We start from the raw sequence: 24,342 nt of genomic DNA, 5'->3' as shown, positions 1-24,342 counted from the left end.
GGCTGCCTTTGCGCGCGTCAGGGGGTGATGCGGTCGATGATGAGCGGCAGCCGCTCCTCGGCGGCCTCACCCACCTCGTACGCGCCCTCCAAGGCTTCCAGCGCGCGCTCGAAGCGCTGAGCCTCGTCGGCGTGCAGCGTCATGAGCGGCTGCCCGGCCCGCACCTCGTCACCGGGCTTGGCGTGCAGCACGACGCCCGCGCCCGCCGACACCGGGTCCTCCTTGCGCGCCCGGCCCGCGCCGAGCCGCCAGGCGGCCAGGCCGACCGCATAGGCGTCGAGCCTGGTCAGCACGCCGGAGCCGGGCGCCTCGACCGTCATGGTCTCGGCCGCCCTGGGCAGCGGCGCGTCGGGGTCGCCGCCCTGAGCGGAGATCATCCGCCGCCAGACGTCCATGGCCGAGCCGTCCGCCAGCGCCTTGGCCGGGTCCTTGGCCCCGGTGATGCCGGCGGCCTCCAGCATCTCGCGGGCCAGCCGTACGGTGAGCTCGACCACGTCCGCGGGACCGCCGCCCGACAGCACCTCGATGGACTCGGCGACCTCCAGGGCGTTGCCCACGGCCAGCCCGAGCGGCCGGTCCATGGCGGTGAGCAGGGCCACCGTGCGCACGCCCGCGTCGGTGCCGAGCGCGACCATGGTCTCGGCCAGCTCCCTGGCGTCGGGCACGGTCTTCATGAACGCCCCCGAGCCGACCTTGACGTCGAGGACGAGCGACCCGGTCCCCTCGGCGATCTTCTTCGACATGATCGACGAGGCGATGAGCGGGATCGACTCGACGGTGCCGGTGACGTCGCGCAGCGCGTACAGCTTCTTGTCGGCGGGCGCGAGACCGGACCCGGCGGCGCACACGACCGCGCCGGCCGTGCGCAGCACGTCCAGCATCTCGGCGTTGGACAGCGAGGCCCGCCAGCCGGGGATCGACTCCAGCTTGTCGAGGGTGCCGCCGGTGTGCCCGAGCCCGCGCCCGGAGAGCTGCGGCACGTACGCCCCGCAGGCCGCGACCAGCGGCGCGAGCGGCAGCGTGATCTTGTCGCCGACCCCGCCGGTCGAGTGCTTGTCGGCGGTCGGCCGGTCGAGCGAGGACCAGTCCATGCGCTCGCCCGAGCGGATCATGGCCAGGGTCCAGTCGGCGATCTCGCGCCGGTCCATGCCGTTCAGCAGGATCGCCATGGCCAGGGCCGACATCTGCTCGTCTGCCACCTCGCCGCGCGTGTACGCGTCGATGATCCAGTCGATCTGCGCCGTGGTCAGCTCGCGCCGGTCCCGCTTGGCGCGGATGACCTCGATGGCGTCCATCATGAGCTCCTGCTGAGGTCCTGGGGCCCGAACGCGTACGGCAGGATCTCGGCCATGCGCTTGGGCCCGTCCTCGGTCTCGACCAGCAGGTCATCACCGCCGAACTCGTACAGCAGCTGGCGGCAGCGCCCGCACGGCATCAGCAGCTCGCCGTGGCCGTCCACGCAGGTGAAGGCGACCAGCCGGCCGCCGCCCGAGCGCTGCAGCTCCGACACCAGGCCGCATTCGGCGCACAGGCCGACCCCGTAGGAGGCGTTCTCGACGTTGCACCCGGTGACGACGCGGCCGTCGTCCACCAGCGCCGCCGCTCCCACAGGGAATTTCGAGTACGGCGCGTAGGCGTGCCGCATGGCTTCGGCGGCCTCCTCGCGCAGGCGGTCCCAGTCGATGCTCAATGTTGTTCCCCCCGGCGATAGCTCACGCCGTCCGCCTTGGGCATCCGCAGCCGCTGCGAGGCGACCAGGAGCACGAGCAGCGTGAGCACGTGTGGCGTGATGAAGACGAAGTCGTTCGGCAGCTGGTCGATGACCAGCCAGAGCCAGAACAGCACGGCCGCGCCCACGACGGCCAGAGCCATCAGCACATACTGCCTGCCCCCCGGCGCGGCCAGCTCGGCGGGCCGGTCGGGCGCGGTCATGCGGCGGATCTGCAGGGCGATGTAGACCAGCAGCAGCACCGCGCCGAACAGGAAGAACGTGTTGACGGTCTGCGCGCTGCGCAGCTGCAGGCCGTTGGCGTAGCCGAACAGGGCCGAGCCCGCGGCCAGGCCGCCCGGCCGCCAGTTGCCGAAGATCATGGCGGCGAGGCCGATGAAGCCGCGGCCCTGGGTCTGGCCCTCGACGTACTTGTCGGAGACGAAGACCAGGAACACGCCGCCGAGCCCGGCGAAGGCGCCGGAGATCACCACGGCGATGTACTTGATCCGGTAGACGTTGACGCCGAGCGACTCGGCCGCCCACGGGTTCTCACCGGCCGAGCGCAGCCGCAGGCCGAACGCGGTGTGCCAGAGCACGAAGAACGTCAGCGGCAGCAGCAGCACGGCCAGCACCACGAGCAGGTTCATCTCGTGGGTGAGCCCGCGCAGCACGCCGGCGATGTCGGCGACCAGGAACCAGTGGGTGCTCTCCAGCTTGCCGAGCAGGTCGGGCCCCGAGGACAGCAGCGGCAGGCTGATCGTGGGCGTGTCCCCGCTGACCGCGGGCGAGCTGGTGATGCCCGCGCCCGCCTCGGCGGCCGGTGTGCCCTCCTTGTAGAGCACCTCCGACAGGAAGCGGGTGATGCCGGGGCCGAGCAGGTTGATGGCGACGCCGCTGATGATGTGGTCGACGCCGAACGTCACGGTCGCGACGGCGTGCAGCAGACCGCCGAGCGCGCCGCCGATCAGCCCGGCGACTAGCGCCGCCCACGGGCCCCACTGGTATCCGGCCCAGCCGGCGAACCAGGTGCCGAGCACCATCATGCCTTCGAGGCCGATGTTGACCACGCCGGCCCGCTCGGCCCACAGGCCGCCGAGACCGGCCAGGGCGATCGGCACGGCGAGGATCAGCGCGGCGCCGACGGTGCCGGACGAGGTGAGGTCGTCGAAGCCCGTCAGCACGCGGACCAGCGACACCACCAGGATGAGCCCGGCGACGGCGATCAGCGCGAGGTGGTACTTGCGGACCTTGGTCATGCTGCCACCTCAACGGGGGTGTTCCTGCCGAGCTGCTGGGCGGCTCGCCGTTCTTCGATTCTGAGCGCGATCCGGTTCGTCACCTCGTTGGCCACGACGACCAGCAGCACGATCGCGCCCTGGATGATGGTGACGACGGAGGCGGGGATGTCGGCGAACTGGAGCGCGCCCTGCGCCCGGTCGAGGAAGGCGAACAGCAGGGCGGCGAACGCGATGCCGACGGGCTTGTTGCGGCCGAGCAGCGCCACCGCGATGCCGAGGAAGCCCAGCCCGGCGGTGAAGTTGTTGGTGTAGGCGCCGCGGTCGCCGAGGATCTCGGGCAGGCCGATGAGACCCGCGATGCCGCCGGACAGCATCATGGCGGCGATGATCATCGTCTTGGGGTTGACGCCGGAGGCGAGCGCGGCCGGGCCGTTCAGGCCGCTGGCCTTGATGTTGAAGCCGAACCTGGTGCGTTCGAGCACCACCCAGATCACCACGCCGAGCACGACGGCGACCAGCAGGAAGCCCCACAGACCGCCGTTGCGGGTGGGCGGCAGCATGCCGAACCACTCGAAGACGAAGTTCAGATCGGGGAACATGCCGGACTCCGGCAGCGGCGGCGTGGTCGTGTTGAGCTGGCCCTCCGCCCGCTCGCCCGCGAACGGCTCGCGCAGCAGGTACGCCGACAGCGCGATCGCGATGTAGTTGAGCATGATCGTGGAGATGACCTCGTTCACGCCCCTGGTCACCTTCATGACGGCGGGGATCAGCGCGTACAGGCCGCCGACCGCGGCCGCCACCAGGATGATGACCGTGATCTGGATGGGGGCGGGCGCGGTGAACGTGGAGCCCACGAACGCCGCGCAGATGGCGGCGATGCGGTACTGGCCCTCGACGCCGATGTTGAACAGGTTCATGCGGAAGCCGACGGCGACCGCGAGACCGGCGATGAACAGCGGCACGGCCCGGTTCAGGAGAGTGGCGACGGAGTTGGACTGGGCACGCGCGCTCTCTCCGAAGTCGAAGAAGGCGGCCAGCGCGTCGATCGGGCTGCCGCCCGCGACGACGATGGCCACGCTGCAGACGGCGATCGCCAGGACGACGGCCACGGCGGCGCCGACGACGGTGAGCAGTGCCCGGTTGAGCCCGGCGGGCATCACTTCTCCTCGTTTCCGGCGATGGCGCCGGTCATGTAACCGCCCAGCTGTTCGGGCGTGATCTCGCAGGGGTCGAGCGCGGCCACGAGCCGGCCGCGGTAGATGACCTGGATGCAGTCGGACAGGCCGATCAGCTCGTCGAGGTCGGCGGAGATGAGCAGCACGGCGAGCCCGGCGGCGCGGGCGTTGCGCAGGTGGTCCCAGATCGCGGCCTGCGCGCCGACGTCGACGCCGCGCGTGGGGTGTGCGGCGATGAGGAAGGCGGGGTCGCCGCTCATCTCACGGCCCACGATCAGCTTCTGCTGGTTGCCGCCGGACAGGGCCAGGGCCAGGGTCTCCACGCTCGGGGTGCGCACGTCGTACGCCTCGATGATGCGCTGGGTGTCGGCCTTGGACGCCTTCCTGTCCACCCAGATGCCGCGCCTGGCGGGCTTCCTGGTCTGGTGGCCGAGCACGCGGTTCTCCCACAGCGACGCCTCCAGGAGCAGGCCCTGGCGGTGGCGGTCCTCGGGGATGTAGCCGATGCCGGCCTCGCGCCGCTTGAGCGTGGACCAGTGGCTGATGTCGCGGCCGTCAAGCTCCACCAGGCCGTGCGCCGGGCGGATGCCCATGATGGCCTCGATCAGCTCGGACTGGCCGTTGCCCTCGACGCCGGCGATGCCCAGGATCTCGCCCTTGCGCACCTGGAACGTGACGTCGTCCAGCAGCAGCCGCTTGCCCTCCTCGCGCAGCCTGGCGGCGTAACCGGCGAAGCCGACGCCCTTGGGCGGCGGGTGGTGCCCGTCGGCCTCCACGGTCAGGTGGGAGACCCGGAGCGCGACGGTGTCGGTGACGGTGGAGTCGCGGGTCTCGGCCGTGGGCAGCTCGCTGCCCACCATCAGCTCGGCGAGCTGCCGCGCGGTGACCTCGCGGGGATCGACGCTGGCCACGGTGGTGCCGCGCCGGATGACGGTGATGGCGTCGGCGATGCCGAGCACCTCGTCGAGCTTGTGCGAGATGAAGATGACCGTCAGGCCCTCGGCCTTCAGCTCGCGCAGGTTCTGGAAGAGCTCGTCCACCTCCTGCGGCACGAGCACGGCGGTCGGCTCGTCGAGGATGAGGATGCGGGCTCCGCGGTAGAGCACTTTGAGGATCTCGACGCGCTGGCGGTCGCCGACGCCGAGGTCCTCCACCAGCTTGTCGGGGTCCACCCGCAGGCCGTGGGTTTCGGCCAGCTCGATGATGCGCCTGCGGGCCGATGCGGTGTCGAGCCGTCCCGCCCGCTTCGGCTCGGCGCCGAGGACGATGTTCTCCAGCACCGTGAAGTTGTCGGCGAGCATGAAGTGCTGGTGCACCATGCCGATCCCGACCTCGATCGCGTCACTCGGCGTGCGGAAGCTGACCTCCGTGCCGTTGATCTTGATCGTGCCCTCGTCCGGCTTCTGCATGCCGTAGAGGATCTTCATCAGGGTGGATTTGCCCGCGCCGTTCTCCCCGACGATGGCGTGCACCGTACCGGGCTGGACGGTGATGCAGATGTCGTGGTTCGCGACGACACCGGGGAAACGCTTGGTGATGCCCTCCAGCTCTACGGCGGGTCGCGCCGTGGCCAGGGTGTCAGCACTCATTTCGCCTCTCCTAGAAGCGGGTGGGGCGCATAGACAGAAGGCCCGAAGTGTACGGACTCCGGGCCTTCAGTTGTTCACGTCCAACCCCGATTACGGCTTGGCAGGAACCGTGATCTTGCCGTCGACGATGTCCTTCTTGGCAGCGTCGAGCTTGTCCTTGATGTCGTCGATCTCGCCGCCCGTGGTGGACAGGCCGACGCCGTCGACCTTGAGGTCGTACGTCACGTTCGTGCCGCCCTTGGCGCCGCCCTGGAAGGCCTTGATGAACTCGAACACGCTGACATCGACGCGCTTGAGCATCGAGGTCATGATCACCGACTGCAGCTCCGGCTCCTTGACCGTCTCGCGCTGGTCGGAGTCGACGCCGATGGCCTTCTTGCCGGCCGCGGCGGCCGCCTGGAACACGCCGAGACCGGAGTCGCCGGCGGCGTGGTAGACGATGTCCGCGCCGTCCTGGTACATCTTCTCGGCCGCGACCTTGCCCTTGTCGGGGGCCTTGAAGCCGCTGAAGTCACCGTCGGGGGTGAGGTAACGAATGTCGATCTTGGCGTCCGACTTGACCGACTTCACGCCGGCCACGAAGCCAGCCTCGAACTTCTTGATCAGGTCGGACTCGACACCGCCGACGAAGCCGACGTGGCCGGTCTCCGACTTGGTCGCCGCGGCGACGCCCGCCAGGTAGGAGCCCTGCTCCTCGGCGAACAGCAGGCCGGTCACGTTGGGGGCGTTCGAGGCCGAGTCGACGATCGCGAACTGGATGTCGGGGTACTCCTCGGCCGCCTTCTTGACGTCCTCGGCGTAGGCGAAGCCGACACCGATGATGGGGTTGTAGCCCGCGTCCGCGAGCTGGCGCAGCAGGTCACCGCGGTTGGAACCGTCGGCGGACGGGCTCAGCTCCTTGATCTCCGCACCCAGCTCCGCCTTGGCCTTCTCCAGACCGGCGTATGCCGCGTCGTTGAAGGACTTGTCACCACGCCCACCGACGTCGAACGCGAGACCCACCTTCAGCGAGCCACCGCCCGCCTCCGAGCTCGCGGCCCCCGTCGGCTCCTGACCGGCCGTGGTGTCACCACCGCCGCCGCCACACGCGGCGGCTGCCATGAGCATGACGCCCGCCACCGAACCGAGCATCAGCTTGCTGAATCGCTTGCCGAGCAAGGCGACTCCTTCCATTTCCCCGCCGCCGGATCTCATCGCAGGCGCGAAGAAACGCGCGGCACCTGCACGGAAGATAGTTGCTTGACCAGGGACCACCAAACCGTCGCACAGGGTCGCAACCGCTCCGTTATCGACATCACTCGCGTCCGTGACCTGGCACCTGAATCAGGCACGAAGCAGGCACACGGTACGACATCCGGAAACTTTCTCCCAACTTCGCCCCTCGTTTCCCCCTTGCCCCAAGGGCTCATCGTGACGGAGATTCCCAGCGAAGGTCGAACACTCTCATCGGAGCCCGCATGCATCCTCGCAAGGCCCGCTGGAGGCTCGCCGTGCCGCTGGCCGCGTTACTCGTGACCAATCTCACCGGCACCGCGCCCGCCTCGGCCGACACCCCCGCCATCAAGGTCGAGAACAACGCGACGCAGCCCGTCTTCTCCCGGGCGGACGCCGTCAGGCAGACGGTGTTCGTCGAGGTCGAGGGCACCGACAGCGACAACGACGGCAAGCCTGACCGGGTCGCCGTCGACATCCTGCGCCCCAAGGAGACCGAGCAGGGACTCAAGGTCCCGGTCATCATGGAGGCGAGCCCGTACTACGCGCCCGGCAACGACGTCGCCAACCACCCCGTGGACGTCGACGAGCACGGCAACCCGCTGCCCGCGCTGATGACGCTCAAGTCCCGCCAGGACGCCGGGCCCTTCGACGGCTACTACGACAACTACTTCCTGCCCCGCGGCTACGCCATCGCCCTCGTCGAGAACGTCGGCAGCGCCCGCGCCACCGGCTGCCCCACCTCCGGCGACCGCAACGAGACCGCAGGCCCCAAGGCCGCCATCGACTGGCTCAACGGCCGCGCCAAGGGGTTCGACGCCGACGGCGACCCCGTCCACGCCACCTGGTCCACCGGCAAGGTCGGCATGATCGGCGTCTCGTACAACGGCACCCTGCCCAACGCCGTCGCCGCCACCGGCGTCGAAGGGCTCGAGACGATCGTCCCGATCGCCGCCATCTCCAGCTGGTACGACTACTACCGCGCCAACGGCGGCGTCCTCGCACCCGGCGGCTTCCAGGGCGAGGACCTCGACGTGCTCGCCAAGTACGTACTGACCAGGGAGAACGGTCAGGAGGCGTGCGGCGCCGTCATCGACGAGATCGCCGCCAAGCAGGACCGGATCACCGGCGACTACAGCCCCTTCTGGGACGCCCGCAACTACCTCAACGACGTGCGCAAGGTGAAGGCCAGCGTCTTCGTCGTGCACGGGCTCAACGACTGGAACGTCAAGACCAAGCAGTTCGCCCAGTGGTGGTACGCGCTGGCCAAGCAGCGGGTGCCGCGCAAGATCTGGCTGCACCAGGGCACCCACATGAGCCCGTTCAACTTCCGCACCGCCGAATGGCTGCGCCAGCTCCACGGCTGGTTCGACCACTGGCTGCACGGCATCGACTCCGGCATCATGCGCGAGCCGCAGGCCGACGTCGAGATCGCGGCCGGCCAGTGGGAGCGGCACCGCTCGTGGCCGCTGCCCGGCACCGTCACCGTGCCCCTGCGCCCCGGGCCCGGCTCCTCCCTCGGGCTGCTGCCCCGGCCCGGTGCGCGCAAGGAGACGTTCGTGGATCAGAAGGTCAGGACAGCCGAGCAGCTCGTCGAGGCCACCGGCCGCGACCCGAACCGGCTCGCCTACACCACCCCCGCGCTGCCGACCGACGTCCGGATCTCCGGTACGCCGACCGTGAAGGTGCGCGCGTCCTTCAGGGACGGTGCCTCGCCGTACCTGACGGCGCTGCTCGTGGACTACGGCACCGACGTCCGCCCGAACGGCACCCTCGTCTCGACGGGCGAGCAGTACTGCTACGGCCAGGGGGTGCCCGGTGACACCGGCTGCACCGTGCTGCGGAACCTCGGGACGGCGAGCACGCCGTACAAGATCGTGACGCGGGGCTGGCTCGACGTCCGCAACCGCCACCGCGCCGACCGTACCGAGCCGCTGCGGCCCGGCAAGGAGTACGACTTCACCTGGGACTTCCAGCCCACGGACTACCTCTTCAAGAAGGGTCACCGCCTGGGCCTGGTCATCATCTCGACCGACTACGACTACACCCTCCGCTATCCGCCGGGCACCAAGATCACCGTCTCCCCGTCCCGCTCCACCCTCAACCTCCCCGTAACCCTCGGCCGCCTCCCGTAGCCCTCTCCCTCCGCACCGAAGGGACCTCACCGAACTACGGCGAGGTCCCTTCTGGGGGTTGGAGAGGGGCCCTCCGGCGGCGTGCAACGATGCCGGGCGAGGCCCGCAGCACAGCGGGAACCTGCGCAGCCGAACGGGCGCCGCAGCGCGCCCCGCGCCAGACGGCCCCGCGCCAGAAGGCCCCGCGCCGACGTGCGCCGAAGCCCCTCGCACACGGCGCGAGCGCGACACCCTCCCTCCGCACCAAAGACCCCGCCGCACCACGGCAAGGTCACTCGGAGGTCGGACCGCAAACCCCGCCACAACTCCGGCGAGGCCCTTCGGAGGTCGGGGCACGGACCCCGCCGCACCACGGCAACGCCCTTCGGAAGTCGAAGCACGGACCCCGCCGCACCACGGCAACGCCCTTCGGAAGTCGAAGCACGGACCCCGCCGCACCACGGCGAGGCCCTTTTTGAGGGTTGAGCCGGGGACCTCGCAGAAGTGCGGCGAAGCCCCCTTCGAGGTCAGAGGCCGGGCGGGGACCCCGGCGAGGGCTCGGCGCGTCCCGGAGTGCGACGTCCCCCTGCAAGCGAAAGGACCCTCGCCGAAATGCGGCGAGGGTCCTCACGACGGCGGGAGGTCAGCGCCCCCGTGCACAAGGCCGAGCCCGGGTCAGGCCATGGCGTTGGTGATGGAGTCGATCGGGCCGACCTCCCACAGCGAGGTCAGCGCCGTGGTGGCCATCACGCGCACCCCGGCGGCGATCGCCTTCTCGTCCACGTCGAAGGTCCCCTGGTGGATGTCGTACGTCACCCCGCCGGGCGAGCGGGTGCCGAGGCGGGCGAAGGCGCCGGGGATCGACTCGAGGTACCAGCCGAAGTCCTCGCCGCCGAGCGACTGCTGGGTCGGGACGACGGCGCCGGAGCCCAGGGCCTGCTCGGCCGCGGCGGACATCATCTCGACGCTGAGCTCGTCGTTGACCACGGGCGGCACACCGCGGGTGTAGTCGAGCGTGGCCTCAACGCCGTAGGCCCCGGCGACGGACTCCAGCAGCGACTTGATCAGGTCGGGCGCGGCGTGCCAGGCGTCCTCGTCGAGGCATCGTACGGTGCCCTCGGCCACGCCGTCGTCGGGGATGGCGTTGGCCGCGGACCCGGCGACGACCTTGCCCCAGACGAGGCTGAGCGAGGAGCGCGGGTCGACGCGACGCGACAGCGCGGCGGGCAGCTCGGTGAGGATCTTGGCCAGCGCGAAGACGAGGTCGGCGGTCAGGTGCGGGCGGGCGGTGTGGCCGCCGGGCCCGGACACGCGCACGGCGATCTTGTCGCAGGCGGAGGTGATGGGGCCGGTCCTGATGCCGAGCTGACCGGCGTCGACGCGCGGGTCGCAGTGGAGACCGAAGATGCGGTCGACGCCGCTGATGCCGCCGTGGGCCATGACTTCGAGCGCGCCGCCGGGCAGCTCCTCGGCGGGCTGGAAGATCAGGCGTACGCGGCCGGGCAGCAACCCGGCGGCGGCCTGCTGGGCCAGGAAGAGCGAGGTGCCGAGCAGGACGGTGGTGTGCACGTCGTGGCCGCAGGCGTGGCAGGCGCCGGCCACGGTGGAGCGGTAGGGCACGTCCTTCTCGTCCTGCAGGGGCAGGGCGTCGATATCGGCGCGCAGGGCGATGGTGGGACCGTCGCCGCTGCCGACGTCGCAGATCAGCCCGCTGCCCTTGGGAAGTACGGAGGGCTTGAGCCCGGCGGCGGTGAGCCGCTCGGCGATCCGCTGCGTCGTGCGATATTCGGCGAAGGCCAGCTCCGGGTGCATGTGGAGGTCGCGGCGGAATGCCACGAGATCCTGCTCGGTCTCCGCCAGGAACGCGTCGAGCTCTCCTCGAAGCTCACGTCCCCGCATATGTCACCGTCCCGTCCTATGCCATGCACTGCCCGGAAAGTGCTAGGCGATGCATGGCTTCATGCGCTCCAAAAGAACCTCTCCATCGCCGCGGCGGCCACCACCTGGTTGAACAGCGGCCGGGTGCGGCGGTCACAAGATCGCCCCGCCCAAAAGTCGGCGTCACATCGTCAGGCGCACGGCCCCGCGTTGCATGTTCGCGAGCAGCCGTAGCCGCAGCCAGGAACACGGCGGTCGGCCGTGAAGCCTGATGGCGATAGCTTCGACTTTATCGCCCTCACGTGACTCCGGACCGACAGACTCCCCAAAAGTTGGCTTGGAGCACGTCCGAAATCGCAGGTTGTCACGTTCCGTACGGAGGCGACTGATCCTGAAATAGTCACAAGGGATCAGTAGATCGTGACCCGATGCTGCCAGTTCAAACGTGGTCAGCGATTACGAATCCTGTCACCTTCCGTCATGGTCATCAGTCTTCGGCGGTTGCTGCTTTTGGGAGGATTGCGTGTTTCACTCGCTATATGATCACTAAAATCCCGTTCGGGGAGAAGTATGCCGGGTTGAGCATCTTCGAGCCGGGCGAGGGGACCCTGGTGGTCGTACCCTCGCTCTCCCTTCCGCAGGACGAGCTCCGCCGGATCACGGCGGCCAGGTCCTACGAGGAGCGCCTGCTGTTCCTGCTGCTGACGCTCCGGGAGCCCGGGGTCAAAGTGGTCTATCTGTCCTCCGCACCCGTCGATCCCGACATCATCGACTACTACTTCGGCTTCCTGCCCGATCCGGATGACGCGGCCAAGCGTCTGACGCTGATCACCCTCGACGATCCCTGGTCCCAGCCGTTGACCAGGGGCGTGCTCGACCGTCCCGACGTGATCGAGCAGCTGCGCGCGGCGATCGACGGGGACGCTTGGCTGGTGCCGTTCGTGCTGAGCGAGCTGGAGGAGGAGCTGGCCTCGCTGCTCGGCGTGCCCCTTTACGGACCCGCCACGGCGCTCTCCTACTACGGCTCCAAGAGCGGCGCCAGAGAGGTGGGCCACGAGGCGGGGGTGCCGATGGCCCGCGGCTTCGGCGACGTGCGGACGGTCTCGCAGATCGAGGAGGCGATCGAGGCCCTGCCGGGCGAGCGGGTGATCGTCAAGCTCAACGACGGCTACTCGGGGCTGGGCAACGCCATCGTCACGAGGTCCGACCGGTCGCTGATCAGCTTCTCGGCCGACGGCGAGGACTGGGAGAGCTTCACCGCGAAGATCCGGGAGCGGGGCGCGGTGGTGGAGGAGTTCATCGAGCACCGGCCGATGTACTACCCCAGCGCGCTGGCCGGCATCACGCCCGGCGGTCAGGCCCGGGTGCTGGCCACCCACGACCAGGTGCTCGGCGGCCCCAACGGGCACGTCTACCAGGGCTGCACGTTCCCCGCCGCGCCGGAGTACCGCGCCGAGGTGGGCGCGTCCGCCTCCCGCATCGCGCAGGTGCTCGCCGAGCGCGGCGTGGTGGGGCTGTTCGGCATGGACTTCTTCGCGCTCAAGGGCGACGCCGGGTACGCGGCGCTGCTGTGCGAGATCAACCTGCGCATCGGCGGCACCACGCACCCGTACGGGGCCGCCGTGCTGACGACCGGCGCCACGTACGACCCGGACACCGGCCACCTCATGGCCGGTGACCAGCCCAAGTACTACACCGCGACCGACAACTGCTCGTCGGTCTGCCTGCGCGGCCGCACGCCGGGTGAGGTGATGCGGACCGCCGAACGGCTGGGCATCGGCTTCGACGCCCAGCGGCGTACCGGAAATGTGTTCCATCTGCTCGGGGCGCTGCCCGAGCACGGCAAGCTGGGCTTCACCTCGATCGGCGACTCCCGCGAGGAGGCCGACGAGCTGCACGCGCTCACCCGCCGTCTCCTGTGCGGCCTCTGACCTCTCCCGAGCCGCGCCACGCGCGCCAGCCGATCACCCCGAGGACGACGCCGAGCACGACGTTCACCACGATCAGTACCCCGTGCACCACGTAGAAGGCGGTGGGGTGGCCGTCGGCCAAGTTAAACCCGAGGTTCACCCACTCGAAGATCATGAATGCGCCTAGGATGATGAGGAATCCGGCGATCTTTCGTGACACATGTGCCTCTCTAGCATCGAACGTGGATCTTCGGGGGATGTGTCGCCACATGTGCACTAACACGGAGCTACGCTGAGACCCGCCATGTGGACGAAACTCGTGCCGGTCACGGCACTCATCGCCTCGGTCGCGCTCACCGGCGGGACCGCGCACGCGGAACCGACGACGCCGATCGGCGGCGAGGCGCTGGGCAGCCGCGGCCTGGTCGCCCCCGCAGGCGTCAAGAAGCCGCCCAAAAGCAAGGCTACTTCGTACGTCATCGCGGACGCCGACACGGGCGACGTGCTCGCGGCCAAGGACGCCCACGGGCGCTACCTGCCGGCCAGCACGCTCAAGACGCTGACCGCGCTCACGCTGATCCCCAAGCTGGACAAGAACCGCAAGATCCGGCCCAGCAGGAACGCCTGCAACCAGGAGGGCAGCGCGGTCGGCCTGTCGCCGAAGGCGACGTACAAGGTCGAGGACCTGTTCAGGGCGCTGATGATGGCGTCGGGCAACGACGCCGCCATGGCGCTGGCGGAGACGAACGGCGGCGTGGCCAAGACCATGGCCGACATGAACGCCGAGGCCAAGCGCCTGCAGGCGTACGACACGGTGGCCAAGACGCCCAGCGGGCTGGACGAGAAGGGGCAGAGCAGCTCGGCCTACGACCTCGCGCTGATCGCCCGCGCGGGCCTGGCCAACCCCGACTTCCGCCGCTACATCAGCACCAAGACCGCCAAGTTCCCGGCGCCCAAGGGTTATTACGAGATCAGCAACCACAACAAGCTGCTGTGGCGCTACGACGGCATGATCGGCGTCAAGAACGGCTGGACGTCGAAGGCACGGGCGAGCTTCGTCGGCGCGGCCACCCGGGGCGGCCACACGATCGTGGTGAGCATCATGCGGCACGAGGGCTTCTTCTGGGACGAGGTGGCCAAGCTGCTGGACTGGGGCTTCGCCGTACGCGGTAAGGCCACCCCGGTCGGCAAGCTGGTGGACCCGCTGCCCGCGAACGCGCTCGCCGGGCCGCAGGCCGCCAAGGCCACGCCGTCGGCGGCACCGTCGGGCGCCGCGTCCGTCACGCCGGCCGCGCAGCCGCCGCTGCTCGACACCGCCGCCTCCAAGCAGACCGACTCCACCAGAATGGTCGGCTCGATCGTGATCGGCGGCGGGCTGCTGTTCGGGCTGCTCTGGCTGGGCTTCGGCATCCGCCGCAAGCGCTCACGTTCAGGTCTCTGACGCGCGCTCCCGCTCCACCCTCCCCAGGGCCGCCTGCTCGGCTTCCCGCGCCTCCTCCCTGGCCCGACTCGTCTGCTCGGCGGCGGGGATCGGGGAGGGGGCGGGTGGCGGGCCGAAGCCCGCCGTAGCCGTCCACGCGGCCACGAACAGCACGAGCCTGGCCGAGAAGTTGATCCAGACCAGCAGGCCCACGATGACGGCGAAGACGCCGTACAGCGCGGAGTTGCCCAGCGTGTTCGCGAGCAGCAGCGTCGCGATCTGCTTGAGCACCCCGAACCCGATAGCGCCGAGCAGCGCCCCCTTGGCGATCACGCGGAACGGCTGGTCCGTACGCGCCACCCAGCCCAGCAGGATCACGAACAGCAGCCAGTCGGCGCCCACGCCGGCCCCCACCGCCGCCGTGCGGAGGCCGAAGGCGGCGAGCTCGGACTCGGAGCCGAACAGCAGGCGTATGACGTTGGTCGTGGCCGTGGTGGCGAACCCGGCGACCAGCACGGACGAGATCGCCGTCACCCCGATCAGCAGCAGCGAGGCCAGGTCGCGCAGCTTGCCGAGGAAGAAGCCGAGCGGCGGCACGGTGGTCATGTACATCTCGCGCAGCGCGCCGCGCAGCGCGTCCATGGCGCCGAGTCCGGCGTAGAGCAGGCCGAGCAGGCCGATGATGCCGGCGGTCTCCTTGGCCGTGGCGATGGCGGCCAGGTCGAGCTGGCTGGAGATGCCGGGAAGGCGCTCCTCGATGGCCTTGGTCAGGGCCGCCTTGGCGGTCTCGCTGGCCGCCACCACGTAGCCGAGCACCGCGTACGAGAGCGCCACCAGCGGGAAGAACGACAGGAACGCGAAGTACGTCACCGCGCCCGCCAGCCGGTCGCCCGACTGGAGCTGGTAGCGGTGCACGGCCCTGATGAGGTGGTCGAGCGCGGGCCTGCGCACCCGCCAGTCGGTCAGCCTGCCGCGTCCCCACGCCTTCGCCGCCGCCACGCGCTCCGCCAGACTCGCCATCACACCCTCTTACCCCGGGCCCGGGGCGGTGATCATCCGACCACCGCGCGGGCGCTGTCCGCCAGGGCGGCGACGGCCGCCGCCACCTCGTGGTGAAGCACCTGCCCAGCAGGCTGCACGGCACGCCCCGCGACCGCCACCGCCGACCGGAGAACGCGAGCGTTTCACACGTTTCCGCGCCCGTCATATGTGCTCTGAGCAGGGCGGAAACCAGGACGTGCGGACTTCGCGCGCCCTAGCCTGTGCTGTGTTCCGACCGACCCAGGAGGCGTCACGCCCATGGCCGAAATCAGCACCGGGCACATGGTCAGGCTCCAGCGCGAGCGAAGGGGAATGAGCACCACCGCGCTGGCGACGCAGTCCGGCTGCACTCCCAGGCACATCGAGCTGATCGAGCACGGCAAGCGCACCCCGTCGCTCCCCCTGCTCAGAGAGATCGCCAAGGTGCTCGGCGTCCGTACGGCGGTGCTGCTCGGCGAGGCGCCGCGCGACTCGCACGAGCCCAGCAGGCCGCAGATCGGCGACATCGAGCGGGCCCTGTTCACCAGCCGCTCGCAGCGGCCCGACATCGAGCCGCCCGACGCCGAGCAGCTCTCAGAACGGGTGGCCGCCGCGCGCAACGCCTGGTTCACCTCCACGCGCCGCTACTCGATCCTCATGTCCGCGCTGCCGTCGCTGGTCACCGACGCCGAGAGCGTGGCGCTGGAGCGCACGCCGCGGGCCTGCGCGGCGGCGACGGACGCGTACCTGCTGGCCAGGGGCGTGCTCAAGCACCTGCGCAGGGTGGATCTCGCGCACCTCGCCGCCGACCGGGCCATGCGCTTCGCCGAGGAGTCGGAGGACCCGCTGATGACCGCGTGGGCGTACTGGAGCCTCGGCCAGTCGATGCTGTCGGACGACATGCACCAGATCGCCTACGACGTGGCCAGGCGCGGGCTCGAACTCCTCGAACCGCACGTCCCCGACGGCGACGAGCGGCACCTGAAGGCGCTGGGCGCGCTCCACCTGCTCGCCGCCATCGGCGAGGCCCGCAGGGGCGACGACGAGGCCGCCAAGGAGCGCCTGCGCGGCACCGCCGCCCGGCTGGCCGAGCGCGTGGACGACTCCTCCGACTGCTACGACCTCGCCTTCTTCGGCCCCACGAACGTCGCCATCCACATGGCCAGCATCGAGAACGACGTCGGCCGCCCCGAGAACGTGCTGCGCATCGCCGACGACATCGACCTGCGCCGCACGCCGTCCATCGAGCGGCGCACCGCCCACCTCGCCCAGGTCGCGCGCGCCTGCGAGGACCTCGGCGACGACGCGGCCAGCCTGCTCCACCTGCTGCGCATCGAGCGGGAGAGCCCCGAGGAGCTCGATCACAAGCTGTTGCTGCGGGAGATGGTCAGGTCGCTGGCGCGGCGGGCCCGCCCGTCATGGGCTCCCGAGGTGCGCCACCTGGCCGAGCGGCACGACATCACCGTCTGAACCCCCGCGAACCCCGCCGGATCGACCGGCCGGCCCGAACTCTCAGTTCGGGCCCTGCGAACGCGGAGATCTTTACCCCGAGTTCGTCACCGTCAGCCGCCGAGATGCCACGCTGCGTCCCATGACCAGAGCGCCGAGTGCCGATTTCGTCATGGACCACCTGCTCCAGGAGGCCGCGCGGGAGTTTCCTGGATGGTCGTTCGAACGCGACCGCTCGGGCTGGACCGCCACTCGCGACCAGACCCGCCTGCGCAGGCCCAGCCTGGCCGCCCTGCGCGCCATCCTGCGCCTGCACCGGGCCGTCCGGCACGACAGCACCCGTCCTGACAGCACCCGCCATGACGGCGCCCGTCTCGAAGGGGCCCGTCTCGAAGGGGCCCGCCGCGACAGCGAGCGCCCGCGCGTTTGACCGAGGGCCCGGCCGCGTCTCAAGCGGGCCGGGCCATCGAAACCGCAGAGCAGTCTGTCAGGGCAGGACTGTCAGACCAGGAAGCCGACGCGGTCGCGCACCTGCTCCATGGTCTGCTTGGCCACCGCCGACGCGCGCTCGGCGCCGATCGCGAGCAGCCGGTCGAGCTCCTTCTCGTCGGCGAGCAGCTTCTCCGTGCGCTCCCTGATCGGCGTGAACGTCTCGACCACCGCCTCGGCGACGTCCTTCTTGAACGTGCCGTAGCCCTGGCCCTCGTAGCGGGCCACCAGCTCGGGGATGGGCGTGCCGGTCAGCGCGGACTGGATGCGCAGCAGGTTGGAGATGCCCGGCTTGTTCTCCTCGTCGAAGAGCACCTCGGAGCCGGTGTCGGTGACCGCGCGCATGACCTTCTTGCGCAGCGGTCCCGGCTGCTCCAGCACGTCGAGGATGCCCGCGGGGCTGGAGGACGACTTCGACATCTTCGAGGTCGGGTCCTGGAGGTCGGTGATCTTCTCGACCTCCTTCAGGATGTGCGGCTCGGGCAGCGTGAACGTCTCGCCGAAGCGGTGGTTGAAGCGCTGCGCGAGGTCGCGGGTCAGCTCGAGGTGCTGCTTCTGGTCGGCGCCCACCGGCACCCGGTCGGCCTGGTAGAGCAGGATGTCGGCGGCCTGCAGGATCGGGTAGGTGAACAGACCCACGCTGGCCGCGCTCTCGCCGAACTTGGCCGCCTTGTCCTTGAACTGCGTCATCCTGCCGGCCTCGCCCATGCCGGTGAGGCAGATCAGGATCCACGCCAGCTCGGTGTGCTCGCGTACGTGCGACTGCACGAAAACCGTGGACTGCTCGGGGTCGAGACCGGCGGCGAAGAGCTGGGCGGCGGCCACGCGGGTGCGGCGGCGCAGCGCGGCGGGCTCGGTCGGCACCGTGATCGCGTGGAGATCGACCACGCAGTAGAACGCGTCGTGGGTCTCCTGCAACGTGACCCACTGACGGAGAGCACCCAGGTAGTTGCCCAGGTGGAATGAGTCCGCTGTGGGCTGGATGCCGGAGAGTACACGAGGTCTGGCCATAGCAGGCAATTGTGTCAGGAATCCTGCTCGGGTGCCGACTCGGCGGGCGGTCGGCGTTTCACTCTGACGCGAGCGATCCTGCGGCCGTCGAGCTCGGTCACGATCAGCTCAAAGCCGGAGAACTCCACGCGCTCCCCAATCTCCGGCATGTGGCCGAGCATGGCCATGACGAAGCCGGCCAGCGTCTCGTACGGGCCGTCCGGCAGGCGGATGCCGGTCTCGGTGGCGAAGTCGTTGAGGTTCGTCAGGCCGTCGATCTCGATCTCACCGGCGGGCAGGACGACGACCTCCTCCTCGATGTCGTACTCGTCCCTGATGTCGCCGATCAGCTCCTCGACCAGGTCCTCCATGGTGACGATGCCGGCCGTGCCGCCGTACTCGTCCACCACGATCGCGAGGTGCTGGCCCTCGTCGCGCATCTCGTTGAGCGTGGTGAGCAGGCGCTTGGACGCGGGCACGAACTTGACCGGCCTGATCGGCACCACGGCGCTGATCGGCTCGGTGCGCCCGATCAGCCCGGGATCCAGCAGATCGCGTACGTGGACGAAGCCCACCACCTCGTCGTACGACTCGCGGTAGACGGGGAACCGGGAGTGCGGCAGCGTCGCGGCCAGGCGGGCGGCCTCGTTCAGCGGCGTGTCGGCGTCCATGAACTCCACCTCCGTACGCGGCAGCATCACCTCCCTGAGCTGCCGTTTGCCGGCGGCGAAGACCTCGACGATGAGCTTGCGCTCGTCGGCGGTGAGGTCGGTGTGTCCCACCACCATGTCGCGCAGCTCCTCGGTGGTGACCTCCTCCCTGTCGGCCGCCGGGTTGCCGCCGAGCAGCCGGACCACGAGGTCGGTGGACTTCGACAGCATCCAGATGACCGGGCGCGACAGCGAGGCGATGCGGTCGAGGAACGGGGCGACGAAGAGCGAGAGCCCCTCGGTGCGCTGCAGCGCGAGGCGCTTGGGGGCCAGCTCGCCGAGGACCAGGGAGACGTACGAGATCGCCAGCGTCACCAGCACCAGCGCAAGCACCTCCGCCACGGCCTCCGGCACCCCCCAGCCCACCAGGACGGGCGCGAACTGCGCGGCGAGCCGGTCGGCACCGAACGCGGCCGACAGCATGGTGGCCACGGTCACCCCGATCTGCACGGCCGACAGGAACCTGTTGGGGTCCTGCGCCAGCTTGGCCACCCGCTCACCGCGCTTGCCCTGCTGGGAGAGCTTGCGGACCTGGCTGTCGCGCAGGGACACCATGGCGATCTCGGCGGCGGCGAAGAAGCCCCCGATCAGGATGAAGAGCAGGACCAGGGCGATGTTGGCCGCGACGGTGTCAAACATGGTGGTTGGCAGCGTACTCGCCGCCTTTCCGGCGTATGCTGAACCGCGAGCCTTACAAAATCAAACATATTTCCACAGGGGTACACATGAGGCTACTGGTCACCGGAGGGGCCGGATACATCGGCAGCGTCGTCGCGGCCCAGCTCATCGAGGCCGGGCACGAGGTGACCGTGCTCGACGACCTGTCCACCGGGCACGAGGACGCGGTGCCCGAGGGCGCCCGGTTCGTCCGCGCCGACATCGCCGAGGCCGGGCAGGCGCTCGACGGCGTTGACGCGGTGCTGCACTTCGCCGCCAAGTCGCTGGTCGGCGAGTCGGTGCAGCAGCCCGAGCGCTACTGGGCCAACAACCTGGGCGGCACGCTGGCGCTGCTCGACGCCATGCGGGAGCACGACGTGCACCGGATCGTGTTCTCCTCGACGGCGGCCACGTACGGCGAGCCCGAGCGCACGCCCATCGAGGAGACCGATCCCACGCGGCCCACCAACCCGTACGGCGCGACGAAGCTGGCCGTGGACAGCGCGCTCACCGCGTACGCCGAGCAGCGCGGCCTGGGCGCGGTGAGCCTGCGCTACTTCAACGTGGCCGGCGCCTACGGCCGCTACCGCGAGCGGCACGCGGTCGAGACCCACCTCATCCCCAACGTGCTCAAGGTCGCGACCGGCGAGCGGGAGTCGGTGAGCGTGTTCGGCACCGACTACCCCACGCCCGACGGCACCTGCATCCGCGACTACATCCACGTCGCCGACCTGGCCAGGGCCCACCTGCTGGCGCTTGACGCGGTCACGCCCGGCCGGCACGAGATCTACAACCTGGGCAACGGCACCGGCTTCTCCGTGCAGGAGGTCATCGACGTCTGCCGCGAGGTCACCGGCCACGAGATCCCCGCGGTGGTGGGCGAGCGGCGGCCCGGCGACCCGGCCGTGCTGGTGGCATCGTCCGCGAAAATCCAGCGTGAGCTGGGGTGGAAGGCCGAGCGGGCGGCGCTGCGCGACATCGTCGCCGACGCCTGGGGAGCGCTTTCTCGGAAATGACCCCTCGCGGGGGCGATCTGTGCTGTGATACCGAAATGTGAGGAGCTTTTCACCAAGGGTCACGAGGGTGCTCTTCGTCGCCCTCGTCGTGGTGGGCAGCCTCCTGACCGCCGCCGGCGTGGTCATCGCCACGCCGGAGCCCGTACCGGCCGCCGGCACGGTGCCGTGCGTCGAGGCGAGCCCTACATGACCGGCCCTTCATGACCGGCCCTTCATGACCGGCACGCACGCGACCGGCTCGAACGCGAACGCGCGCCCCCGCCGAGGCGGAAGGCGCGCGTGCCGCAGATGAAACCGGACGCTGCTCAGATGAGGCCGAGCTCCTTGACCGCCCGGCGCTCCTCCTCCAGCTCGCGCACGCTGGCGTCGATGCGCTCGCGGGAGAAGGCGTCGATCTCCAGGCCCTGGATGATCTCGTAACGGCCGTCCACCGCGCGCACCGGGAAGGACGAGATGAGGCCCTCCGGCACGCCGTAGGAGCCGTCGGACACCACGGCGGCCGAGGTCCACTCGGTGCCGTGGACCCAGTCGTAGACGTGGTCGATCGCGGCGTTGGCGGCGGAGGCGGCAGAGGACGCGCCGCGCGCCTCGATGATGGCCGCGCCGCGCTTGGCCACGGTCGGGATGAACGTGTCGCGCAGCCACTCCTCCTCGACCAGCTCGGCCGCGGTCTTGCCGCCGACCTCGGCGTGGAACAGGTCGGGGTACTGCGTCGCGGAGTGGTTGCCCCAGATCGTCATGTGCTTGATCTCGGTGACCGGCACCTGGAGCTTGGCCGCGAGCTGCGAGATCGCGCGGTTGTGGTCGAGGCGGGTCATCGCGGTGAAGCGCTCGGCCGGCACGTCGGGGGCGTGCTGCTGGGCGATGAGCGCGTTGGTGTTGGCCGGGTTGCCCACGACCAGGACCTTGATGTCGTCGGCGGCGTGGTCGTTGATCGCCTTGCCCTGCGGGCCGAAGATGCCGCCGTTGGCGCCGAGCAGGTCGCCGCGCTCCATGCCGGCCTTACGCGGCATGGCACCGACAAGCAGTGCGATGTTGGCACCGTCGAAGGCGACATTGGGGTCATCGGTGATCTCGATGCCGGACAGCAGCGGGAACGCGCAGTCGTCCAGCTCCATCGCGGTGCCCTCGGCAGCCTTCACCGCCGCCGGGATCTCCAGCAGGCTCAGCTTCACCGGCGTGTCGGCACCGAGCAGCTGCCCGGACGCGATGCGAAACAGCAATGCGTAGCCGATCTGGCCGGCGGCTCCGGTAACGGTCACCTTGACGGGCTCAGTGGCTGACGACGCCATGGCCTTCCCCTAACTCGCTGCGTGGTTCATTGACGTTCGGGATGTTACCCGCTCGTCATCAGCAGGTTTCCATCGCGGGCACCTTCAGCTCCTCGTTGAAGTCGACCTTGCTGAAATAGCTGGTCAGGAGCTGCTTGATGACGCCCTTGGCGTACATGTCGGCGATGATGCCGGACACGGCCTTGCAGGTCTTGACGTCGCCCTTCTTGATGCCGACCGCGTAGCGCTCGTTGCTGAGCTTGAGTCCGAGGACCTTGTAGCGGATGTTCTCGCGGGCCGCGAACCCGGCCAGGATGAGGTCCTCGCCGGGCACCGCGTCCACCTGGCCGGTGCGCAGCATGTCCATGCAGGCGGCGTAGTCGCTGGCCGCGACCGGCTTGACCGGCACGCGGTCCTGGACGACGCCGACCGACGGGGTGTTGGGCGCGCAGATGGCCTTGCCCTTCAGGTCGCCGATGTCGTCGATGTCGCCCTTGCGCACCAGGACGTCCTGGTGCGCAAGGTAGTACGGCCCGGCGAACTGCGTGTCGCTGTCGTCGATCGAGTACGTGGCCACGACGAGATCGACCCGCCCCTCGGCCAGCGCGGACGCGCGGTCGAAGCGGCCGACCCTGACGAACGTCGTCTGCCTCGCGCCCAGCTCCGCCGCGATGCGCTTGGCGACATCGACGTCGAAGCCCTGGAAGGAGTCGCCGTTCTGCAGCCCGATACCGGGAAGGTCGCCCTTGACACCGATCACGATCTTCCCGGTCTCGGCCACCTTGTCCACGACCGAGGTGTATCTGGTCTTCCCCCCTGACCCCTTGCGCGGCGGCGTCGGGTCGGTCTGCTCACCGAAGGCCAGCGGGTTCCAGCCGTTCGCTAACAGGGCGAGCGCCGCGGCGGCGAGCAGCACGAGCACCGTGACCACCGCGATCCACAGCCGGGCCCGCCGACGCCGGGCGGGCGCGGCGGGCTCGACCGGCCCGTACGGCACCGCACCTCCGTCCGGCGGCGCCACGCCACCGGTGTGCCCGGGGCCGGTCGGCGGATGCTGAATCCCGGAGGCCGCGGTGGGAGCCGTGGGAAGCCCCGTGGGCGCGACGGCGTGCGGGCCGCTGTGCGGCACCGGCGTGCCGCCATGGGGGACCCCGGTCTGAGGTGTCCGGGCACCCGCCGGAGGCGCTGACGTGCCGCTCTGCGGGGCCTGGGCACCGGTCTGAGGCGCTGACGTGCCGGAATGGGTGCCGGACACCGCCTGCCCACCGGTACGGCCGCTCTGCGCGACCTGGGAGCCGGTGCGCGCGCCCGGCACGACGGAAGAGCCGGACGAAGACTGCGCCCCCGTCGCCCCGGTCGCCCCGGTCGCGCCCGTCGCGCCCGTCGCGCCCGTCGCGCCCGGACGGTCGGTGATCGACTTCGCCGACACCCGCAGGAACGGCGTGGTGTCGTCGCTCGCCACCTCGGCGCCCTTGGTCAGCACCGCCGTCGAGGCACCCTTGGCCGAGGAGGACTGGCCGAGCAGCCGCAGCAGGATCTGGTCGGCGGACGGCCGGTCGGCGGGGTTCTTCGCCAGCGCCGAGCGCACCACGCTGCGCAGCGGCTCGTCCATCATGGTGACGTCGACTTCGTGGTTGAGTATGCGGTTGAGCACGACCGCGATCGACTTGCCCTCGAAGGCCACCTTCCCGGTGGCGGCGAACGCGATGGTCGCGCCCCACGAGAACACGTCGGTGTACGGCCCGATGTCGTCGCCGGCGATCTGCTCGGGCGCCATGTAGGCGGGCGTGCCGATGGCGCGGCTGGTGATCGTGCCGGTGGAGTCGATGATCCGGGCGATGCCGAAGTCGACCACGCGCGGCCCGTCGGCGGCGATCAGCACGTTGTCGGGCTTGAAGTCGCGGTGGATGATCGAGGCGTGGTGGATGGCGGTCAGCGCGGTGGCCGTGCCGATGGCCAGCCGGTCGAGCACGGTGCCGGTGAGCGGCCCGTCGGTCTCGACGATCTCGCGCAGCGGCCGGCCGTCGATGTACTCGCTCGCGATGTACGGCGTGTCGCCGTCGAGGTCGGCCTCGATCACCCGGGCCGTGCAGAACGACGCGACCCGCTGCGCCGCCTTCAGCTCCCTCGCAAAGCGCGAGCGCGCGATCTGGTCACCGCTGAACTTGACGTGCAGCAGCTTGATCGCGGCCCGCTCGCCCTGGCCGTTGACCCCCAGGTAGACGATGCCCTGCCCGCCCTCACCGATCCGTCCTGACAGCCGGAAGGACCCCAGCTCGGTGGGATCGCCGGCGACCAGCGGCGAGATCTGCGGCATTCGTCATCCCCACGTGTACTGAACCCATCGACGCAAACTTTACGACGCTCGGCAACTTCTCAGGGATCGGTTGAGGCTTAGTACTCCAGCCGCACTTCGAGATCTCGATCTGGTCGAGGCTGAGACGTGAGACGGCCACCGCAGTGATCATGTGGGTGTGTGGAATCCAGATGATC

20 protein-coding genes are annotated in these 24,342 nt (G+C 70.0%); 7 read left to right on the top strand and 13 right to left on the bottom strand.

All coding sequences use genetic code 11. The features are described 5' to 3' along the window. Nucleotides 1–17: 17 nt before the first annotated feature. From AB0K67_RS16145 to AB0K67_RS16120, 6 genes are all read right to left on the bottom strand, one after another. Nucleotides 18–1,295, bottom strand: a complete 1,278-nt coding sequence (locus tag AB0K67_RS16145; protein ID WP_364061347.1) for a thymidine phosphorylase — start codon at nt 1,293–1,295, stop codon at nt 18–20. After that, the gene (locus tag AB0K67_RS16140; protein ID WP_364059669.1) at nt 1,295–1,690 is read right to left on the bottom strand and encodes a cytidine deaminase; all 396 of its coding nucleotides are present in this window, start codon (nt 1,688–1,690) and stop codon (nt 1,295–1,297) included. The genes AB0K67_RS16145 and AB0K67_RS16140 overlap by 1 nt, the downstream gene beginning before the upstream one ends. Further along, complete coding sequence (locus tag AB0K67_RS16135) at nt 1,687–2,967, bottom strand: ABC transporter permease (protein WP_364059666.1); 1,281 nt, start codon at nt 2,965–2,967, stop codon at nt 1,687–1,689. Before AB0K67_RS16135 ends, AB0K67_RS16140 begins: the two co-directional genes overlap by 4 nt. Then, on the bottom strand, nt 2,964–4,106 hold the full coding sequence (locus AB0K67_RS16130) for an ABC transporter permease (RefSeq protein ID WP_364059663.1): 1,143 nt from the start codon (nt 4,104–4,106) through the stop codon (nt 2,964–2,966). The genes AB0K67_RS16135 and AB0K67_RS16130 overlap by 4 nt, the downstream gene beginning before the upstream one ends. Beyond that, nucleotides 4,106–5,713: an ABC transporter ATP-binding protein gene (locus AB0K67_RS16125; RefSeq protein WP_364059660.1), complete on the bottom strand. Its 1,608-nt coding sequence runs from the start codon at nt 5,711–5,713 to the stop codon at nt 4,106–4,108. Before AB0K67_RS16125 ends, AB0K67_RS16130 begins: the two co-directional genes overlap by 1 nt. 90 nt (nt 5,714–5,803) lie before the next feature. Next, nucleotides 5,804–6,871 carry a BMP family ABC transporter substrate-binding protein gene (locus AB0K67_RS16120; RefSeq protein WP_364059657.1) on the bottom strand — a complete coding sequence of 356 codons (1,068 nt, stop codon included), beginning with the start codon at nt 6,869–6,871 and terminating at the stop codon, nt 5,804–5,806. 299 nt (nt 6,872–7,170) lie between these two features. Here AB0K67_RS16120 and AB0K67_RS16115 point away from each other — a divergent pair, with 299 nt between their 5' ends. Next, the gene (locus tag AB0K67_RS16115; RefSeq protein WP_364059654.1) at nt 7,171–9,060 is read left to right on the top strand and encodes a Xaa-Pro dipeptidyl-peptidase; all 1,890 of its coding nucleotides are present in this window, start codon (nt 7,171–7,173) and stop codon (nt 9,058–9,060) included. Between the two features lie 654 nt (nt 9,061–9,714). Here the strand turns inward: AB0K67_RS16115 and AB0K67_RS16110 are convergent. Next, the gene (locus AB0K67_RS16110) at nt 9,715–10,938 is read right to left on the bottom strand and encodes a M20 family metallopeptidase (RefSeq protein WP_364059651.1); all 1,224 of its coding nucleotides are present in this window, start codon (nt 10,936–10,938) and stop codon (nt 9,715–9,717) included. Nucleotides 10,939–11,456: 518 nt separating this feature from the next. On the opposite strand from AB0K67_RS16110, the gene AB0K67_RS16105 reads away from it, so the two are divergent. After that, nucleotides 11,457–12,848, top strand: coding sequence for a peptide ligase PGM1-related protein (locus AB0K67_RS16105; protein ID WP_364059648.1), 1,392 nt, complete (start codon nt 11,457–11,459; stop codon nt 12,846–12,848). Here AB0K67_RS16105 and AB0K67_RS16100 read toward each other — a convergent pair. Beyond that, a complete protein-coding gene (locus AB0K67_RS16100) occupies nt 12,820–13,002 on the bottom strand; it encodes a hypothetical protein (protein WP_364059645.1) in 183 nt (60 codons plus the stop codon). The genes AB0K67_RS16105 and AB0K67_RS16100 overlap by 29 nt on opposite strands. 129 nt (nt 13,003–13,131) lie before the next feature. Here AB0K67_RS16100 and AB0K67_RS16095 point away from each other — a divergent pair, with 129 nt between their 5' ends. Then, nucleotides 13,132–14,268, top strand: a complete 1,137-nt coding sequence (locus tag AB0K67_RS16095; protein WP_364059642.1) for a D-alanyl-D-alanine carboxypeptidase — start codon at nt 13,132–13,134, stop codon at nt 14,266–14,268. Here AB0K67_RS16095 and AB0K67_RS16090 read toward each other — a convergent pair. Further along, the gene (locus AB0K67_RS16090) at nt 14,257–15,267 is read right to left on the bottom strand and encodes a YihY/virulence factor BrkB family protein (RefSeq protein ID WP_364059639.1); all 1,011 of its coding nucleotides are present in this window, start codon (nt 15,265–15,267) and stop codon (nt 14,257–14,259) included. The genes AB0K67_RS16095 and AB0K67_RS16090 overlap by 12 nt on opposite strands. Before the next feature lie 279 nt (nt 15,268–15,546). Here AB0K67_RS16090 and AB0K67_RS16085 point away from each other — a divergent pair, with 279 nt between their 5' ends. Together AB0K67_RS16085 and AB0K67_RS16080 are read left to right on the top strand one after the other, a co-directional pair. Next, a complete protein-coding gene (locus tag AB0K67_RS16085) occupies nt 15,547–16,737 on the top strand; it encodes a helix-turn-helix transcriptional regulator (RefSeq protein ID WP_364059636.1) in 1,191 nt (396 codons plus the stop codon). A gap of 121 nt (nt 16,738–16,858) precedes the next feature. Then, nucleotides 16,859–17,146 carry a hypothetical protein gene (locus tag AB0K67_RS16080; RefSeq protein WP_364059633.1) on the top strand — a complete coding sequence of 96 codons (288 nt, stop codon included), beginning with the start codon at nt 16,859–16,861 and terminating at the stop codon, nt 17,144–17,146. A 71-nt stretch (nt 17,147–17,217) separates the two neighbouring features. On the opposite strand, the gene trpS is transcribed toward AB0K67_RS16080, so the two are convergent. Further along, on the bottom strand, nt 17,218–18,216 hold the full coding sequence (gene trpS, locus AB0K67_RS16075; RefSeq protein ID WP_364059630.1) for a tryptophan--tRNA ligase: 999 nt from the start codon (nt 18,214–18,216) through the stop codon (nt 17,218–17,220). 14 nt (nt 18,217–18,230) lie between these two features. Beyond that, complete coding sequence (locus tag AB0K67_RS16070) at nt 18,231–19,544, bottom strand: hemolysin family protein (RefSeq protein WP_364059627.1); 1,314 nt, start codon at nt 19,542–19,544, stop codon at nt 18,231–18,233. An 86-nt stretch (nt 19,545–19,630) separates the two neighbouring features. On the opposite strand from AB0K67_RS16070, the gene galE reads away from it, so the two are divergent. Together galE and AB0K67_RS16060 are read left to right on the top strand one after the other, a co-directional pair. Next, nucleotides 19,631–20,578 carry a UDP-glucose 4-epimerase GalE gene (gene galE / locus AB0K67_RS16065; RefSeq protein ID WP_364059624.1) on the top strand — a complete coding sequence of 316 codons (948 nt, stop codon included), beginning with the start codon at nt 19,631–19,633 and terminating at the stop codon, nt 20,576–20,578. 67 nt (nt 20,579–20,645) lie between these two features. Further along, nucleotides 20,646–20,768 (top strand): hypothetical protein, encoded by a 123-nt coding sequence (locus tag AB0K67_RS16060; RefSeq protein WP_364059621.1) that lies wholly within the window; start codon nt 20,646–20,648, stop codon nt 20,766–20,768. Nucleotides 20,769–20,883: 115 nt separating this feature from the next. Here AB0K67_RS16060 and AB0K67_RS16055 read toward each other — a convergent pair whose 3' ends face one another. Then, entirely contained in the window at nt 20,884–21,870 is a 987-nt protein-coding gene (locus tag AB0K67_RS16055) for a malate dehydrogenase (protein WP_364059618.1), read from the bottom strand. A gap of 58 nt (nt 21,871–21,928) precedes the next feature. Further along, a complete protein-coding gene (locus AB0K67_RS16050) occupies nt 21,929–24,166 on the bottom strand; it encodes a transporter substrate-binding domain-containing protein (protein ID WP_364059615.1) in 2,238 nt (745 codons plus the stop codon). Between the last annotated feature and the right edge of the window lie 176 nt (nt 24,167–24,342).

It is taken from the genome of Nonomuraea sp. NPDC052634, assembly GCF_040678535.1.
In the GTDB taxonomy this organism is placed as follows: domain Bacteria; phylum Actinomycetota; class Actinomycetes; order Streptosporangiales; family Streptosporangiaceae; genus Nonomuraea; species Nonomuraea fastidiosa.
The sequence above is the reverse complement of the archived record's forward strand: the minus strand, read 5'-3'. Positions and strand labels throughout refer to the sequence as shown.

Coding starts and splice junctions, on each gene's coding strand:
- AB0K67_RS16145 (WP_364061347.1), bottom strand. CDS start 1,295: ATGGACGCCATCGAGGTCATCCGCGCCAAGCGGGACCGGCGCGAGCTG.
- AB0K67_RS16135 (WP_364059666.1), bottom strand. CDS start 2,967: ATGACCAAGGTCCGCAAGTACCACCTCGCGCTGATCGCCGTCGCCGGG.
- AB0K67_RS16130 (WP_364059663.1), bottom strand. CDS start 4,106: ATGCCCGCCGGGCTCAACCGGGCACTGCTCACCGTCGTCGGCGCCGCC.
- AB0K67_RS16125 (WP_364059660.1), bottom strand. CDS start 5,713: ATGAGTGCTGACACCCTGGCCACGGCGCGACCCGCCGTAGAGCTGGAG.
- AB0K67_RS16115 (WP_364059654.1), top strand. CDS start 7,171: ATGCATCCTCGCAAGGCCCGCTGGAGGCTCGCCGTGCCGCTGGCCGCG.
- AB0K67_RS16110 (WP_364059651.1), bottom strand. CDS start 10,938: ATGCGGGGACGTGAGCTTCGAGGAGAGCTCGACGCGTTCCTGGCGGAG.
- AB0K67_RS16105 (WP_364059648.1), top strand. CDS start 11,457: ATGATCACTAAAATCCCGTTCGGGGAGAAGTATGCCGGGTTGAGCATC.
- AB0K67_RS16100 (WP_364059645.1), bottom strand. CDS start 13,002: ATGATCTTCGAGTGGGTGAACCTCGGGTTTAACTTGGCCGACGGCCAC.
- AB0K67_RS16095 (WP_364059642.1), top strand. CDS start 13,132: ATGTGGACGAAACTCGTGCCGGTCACGGCACTCATCGCCTCGGTCGCG.
- AB0K67_RS16090 (WP_364059639.1), bottom strand. CDS start 15,267: ATGGCGAGTCTGGCGGAGCGCGTGGCGGCGGCGAAGGCGTGGGGACGC.
- AB0K67_RS16085 (WP_364059636.1), top strand. CDS start 15,547: ATGGCCGAAATCAGCACCGGGCACATGGTCAGGCTCCAGCGCGAGCGA.
- AB0K67_RS16080 (WP_364059633.1), top strand. CDS start 16,859: ATGACCAGAGCGCCGAGTGCCGATTTCGTCATGGACCACCTGCTCCAG.
- trpS (WP_364059630.1), bottom strand. CDS start 18,216: ATGGCCAGACCTCGTGTACTCTCCGGCATCCAGCCCACAGCGGACTCA.
- AB0K67_RS16070 (WP_364059627.1), bottom strand. CDS start 19,544: ATGTTTGACACCGTCGCGGCCAACATCGCCCTGGTCCTGCTCTTCATC.
- galE (WP_364059624.1), top strand. CDS start 19,631: ATGAGGCTACTGGTCACCGGAGGGGCCGGATACATCGGCAGCGTCGTC.
- AB0K67_RS16055 (WP_364059618.1), bottom strand. CDS start 21,870: ATGGCGTCGTCAGCCACTGAGCCCGTCAAGGTGACCGTTACCGGAGCC.
- AB0K67_RS16050 (WP_364059615.1), bottom strand. CDS start 24,166: ATGCCGCAGATCTCGCCGCTGGTCGCCGGCGATCCCACCGAGCTGGGG.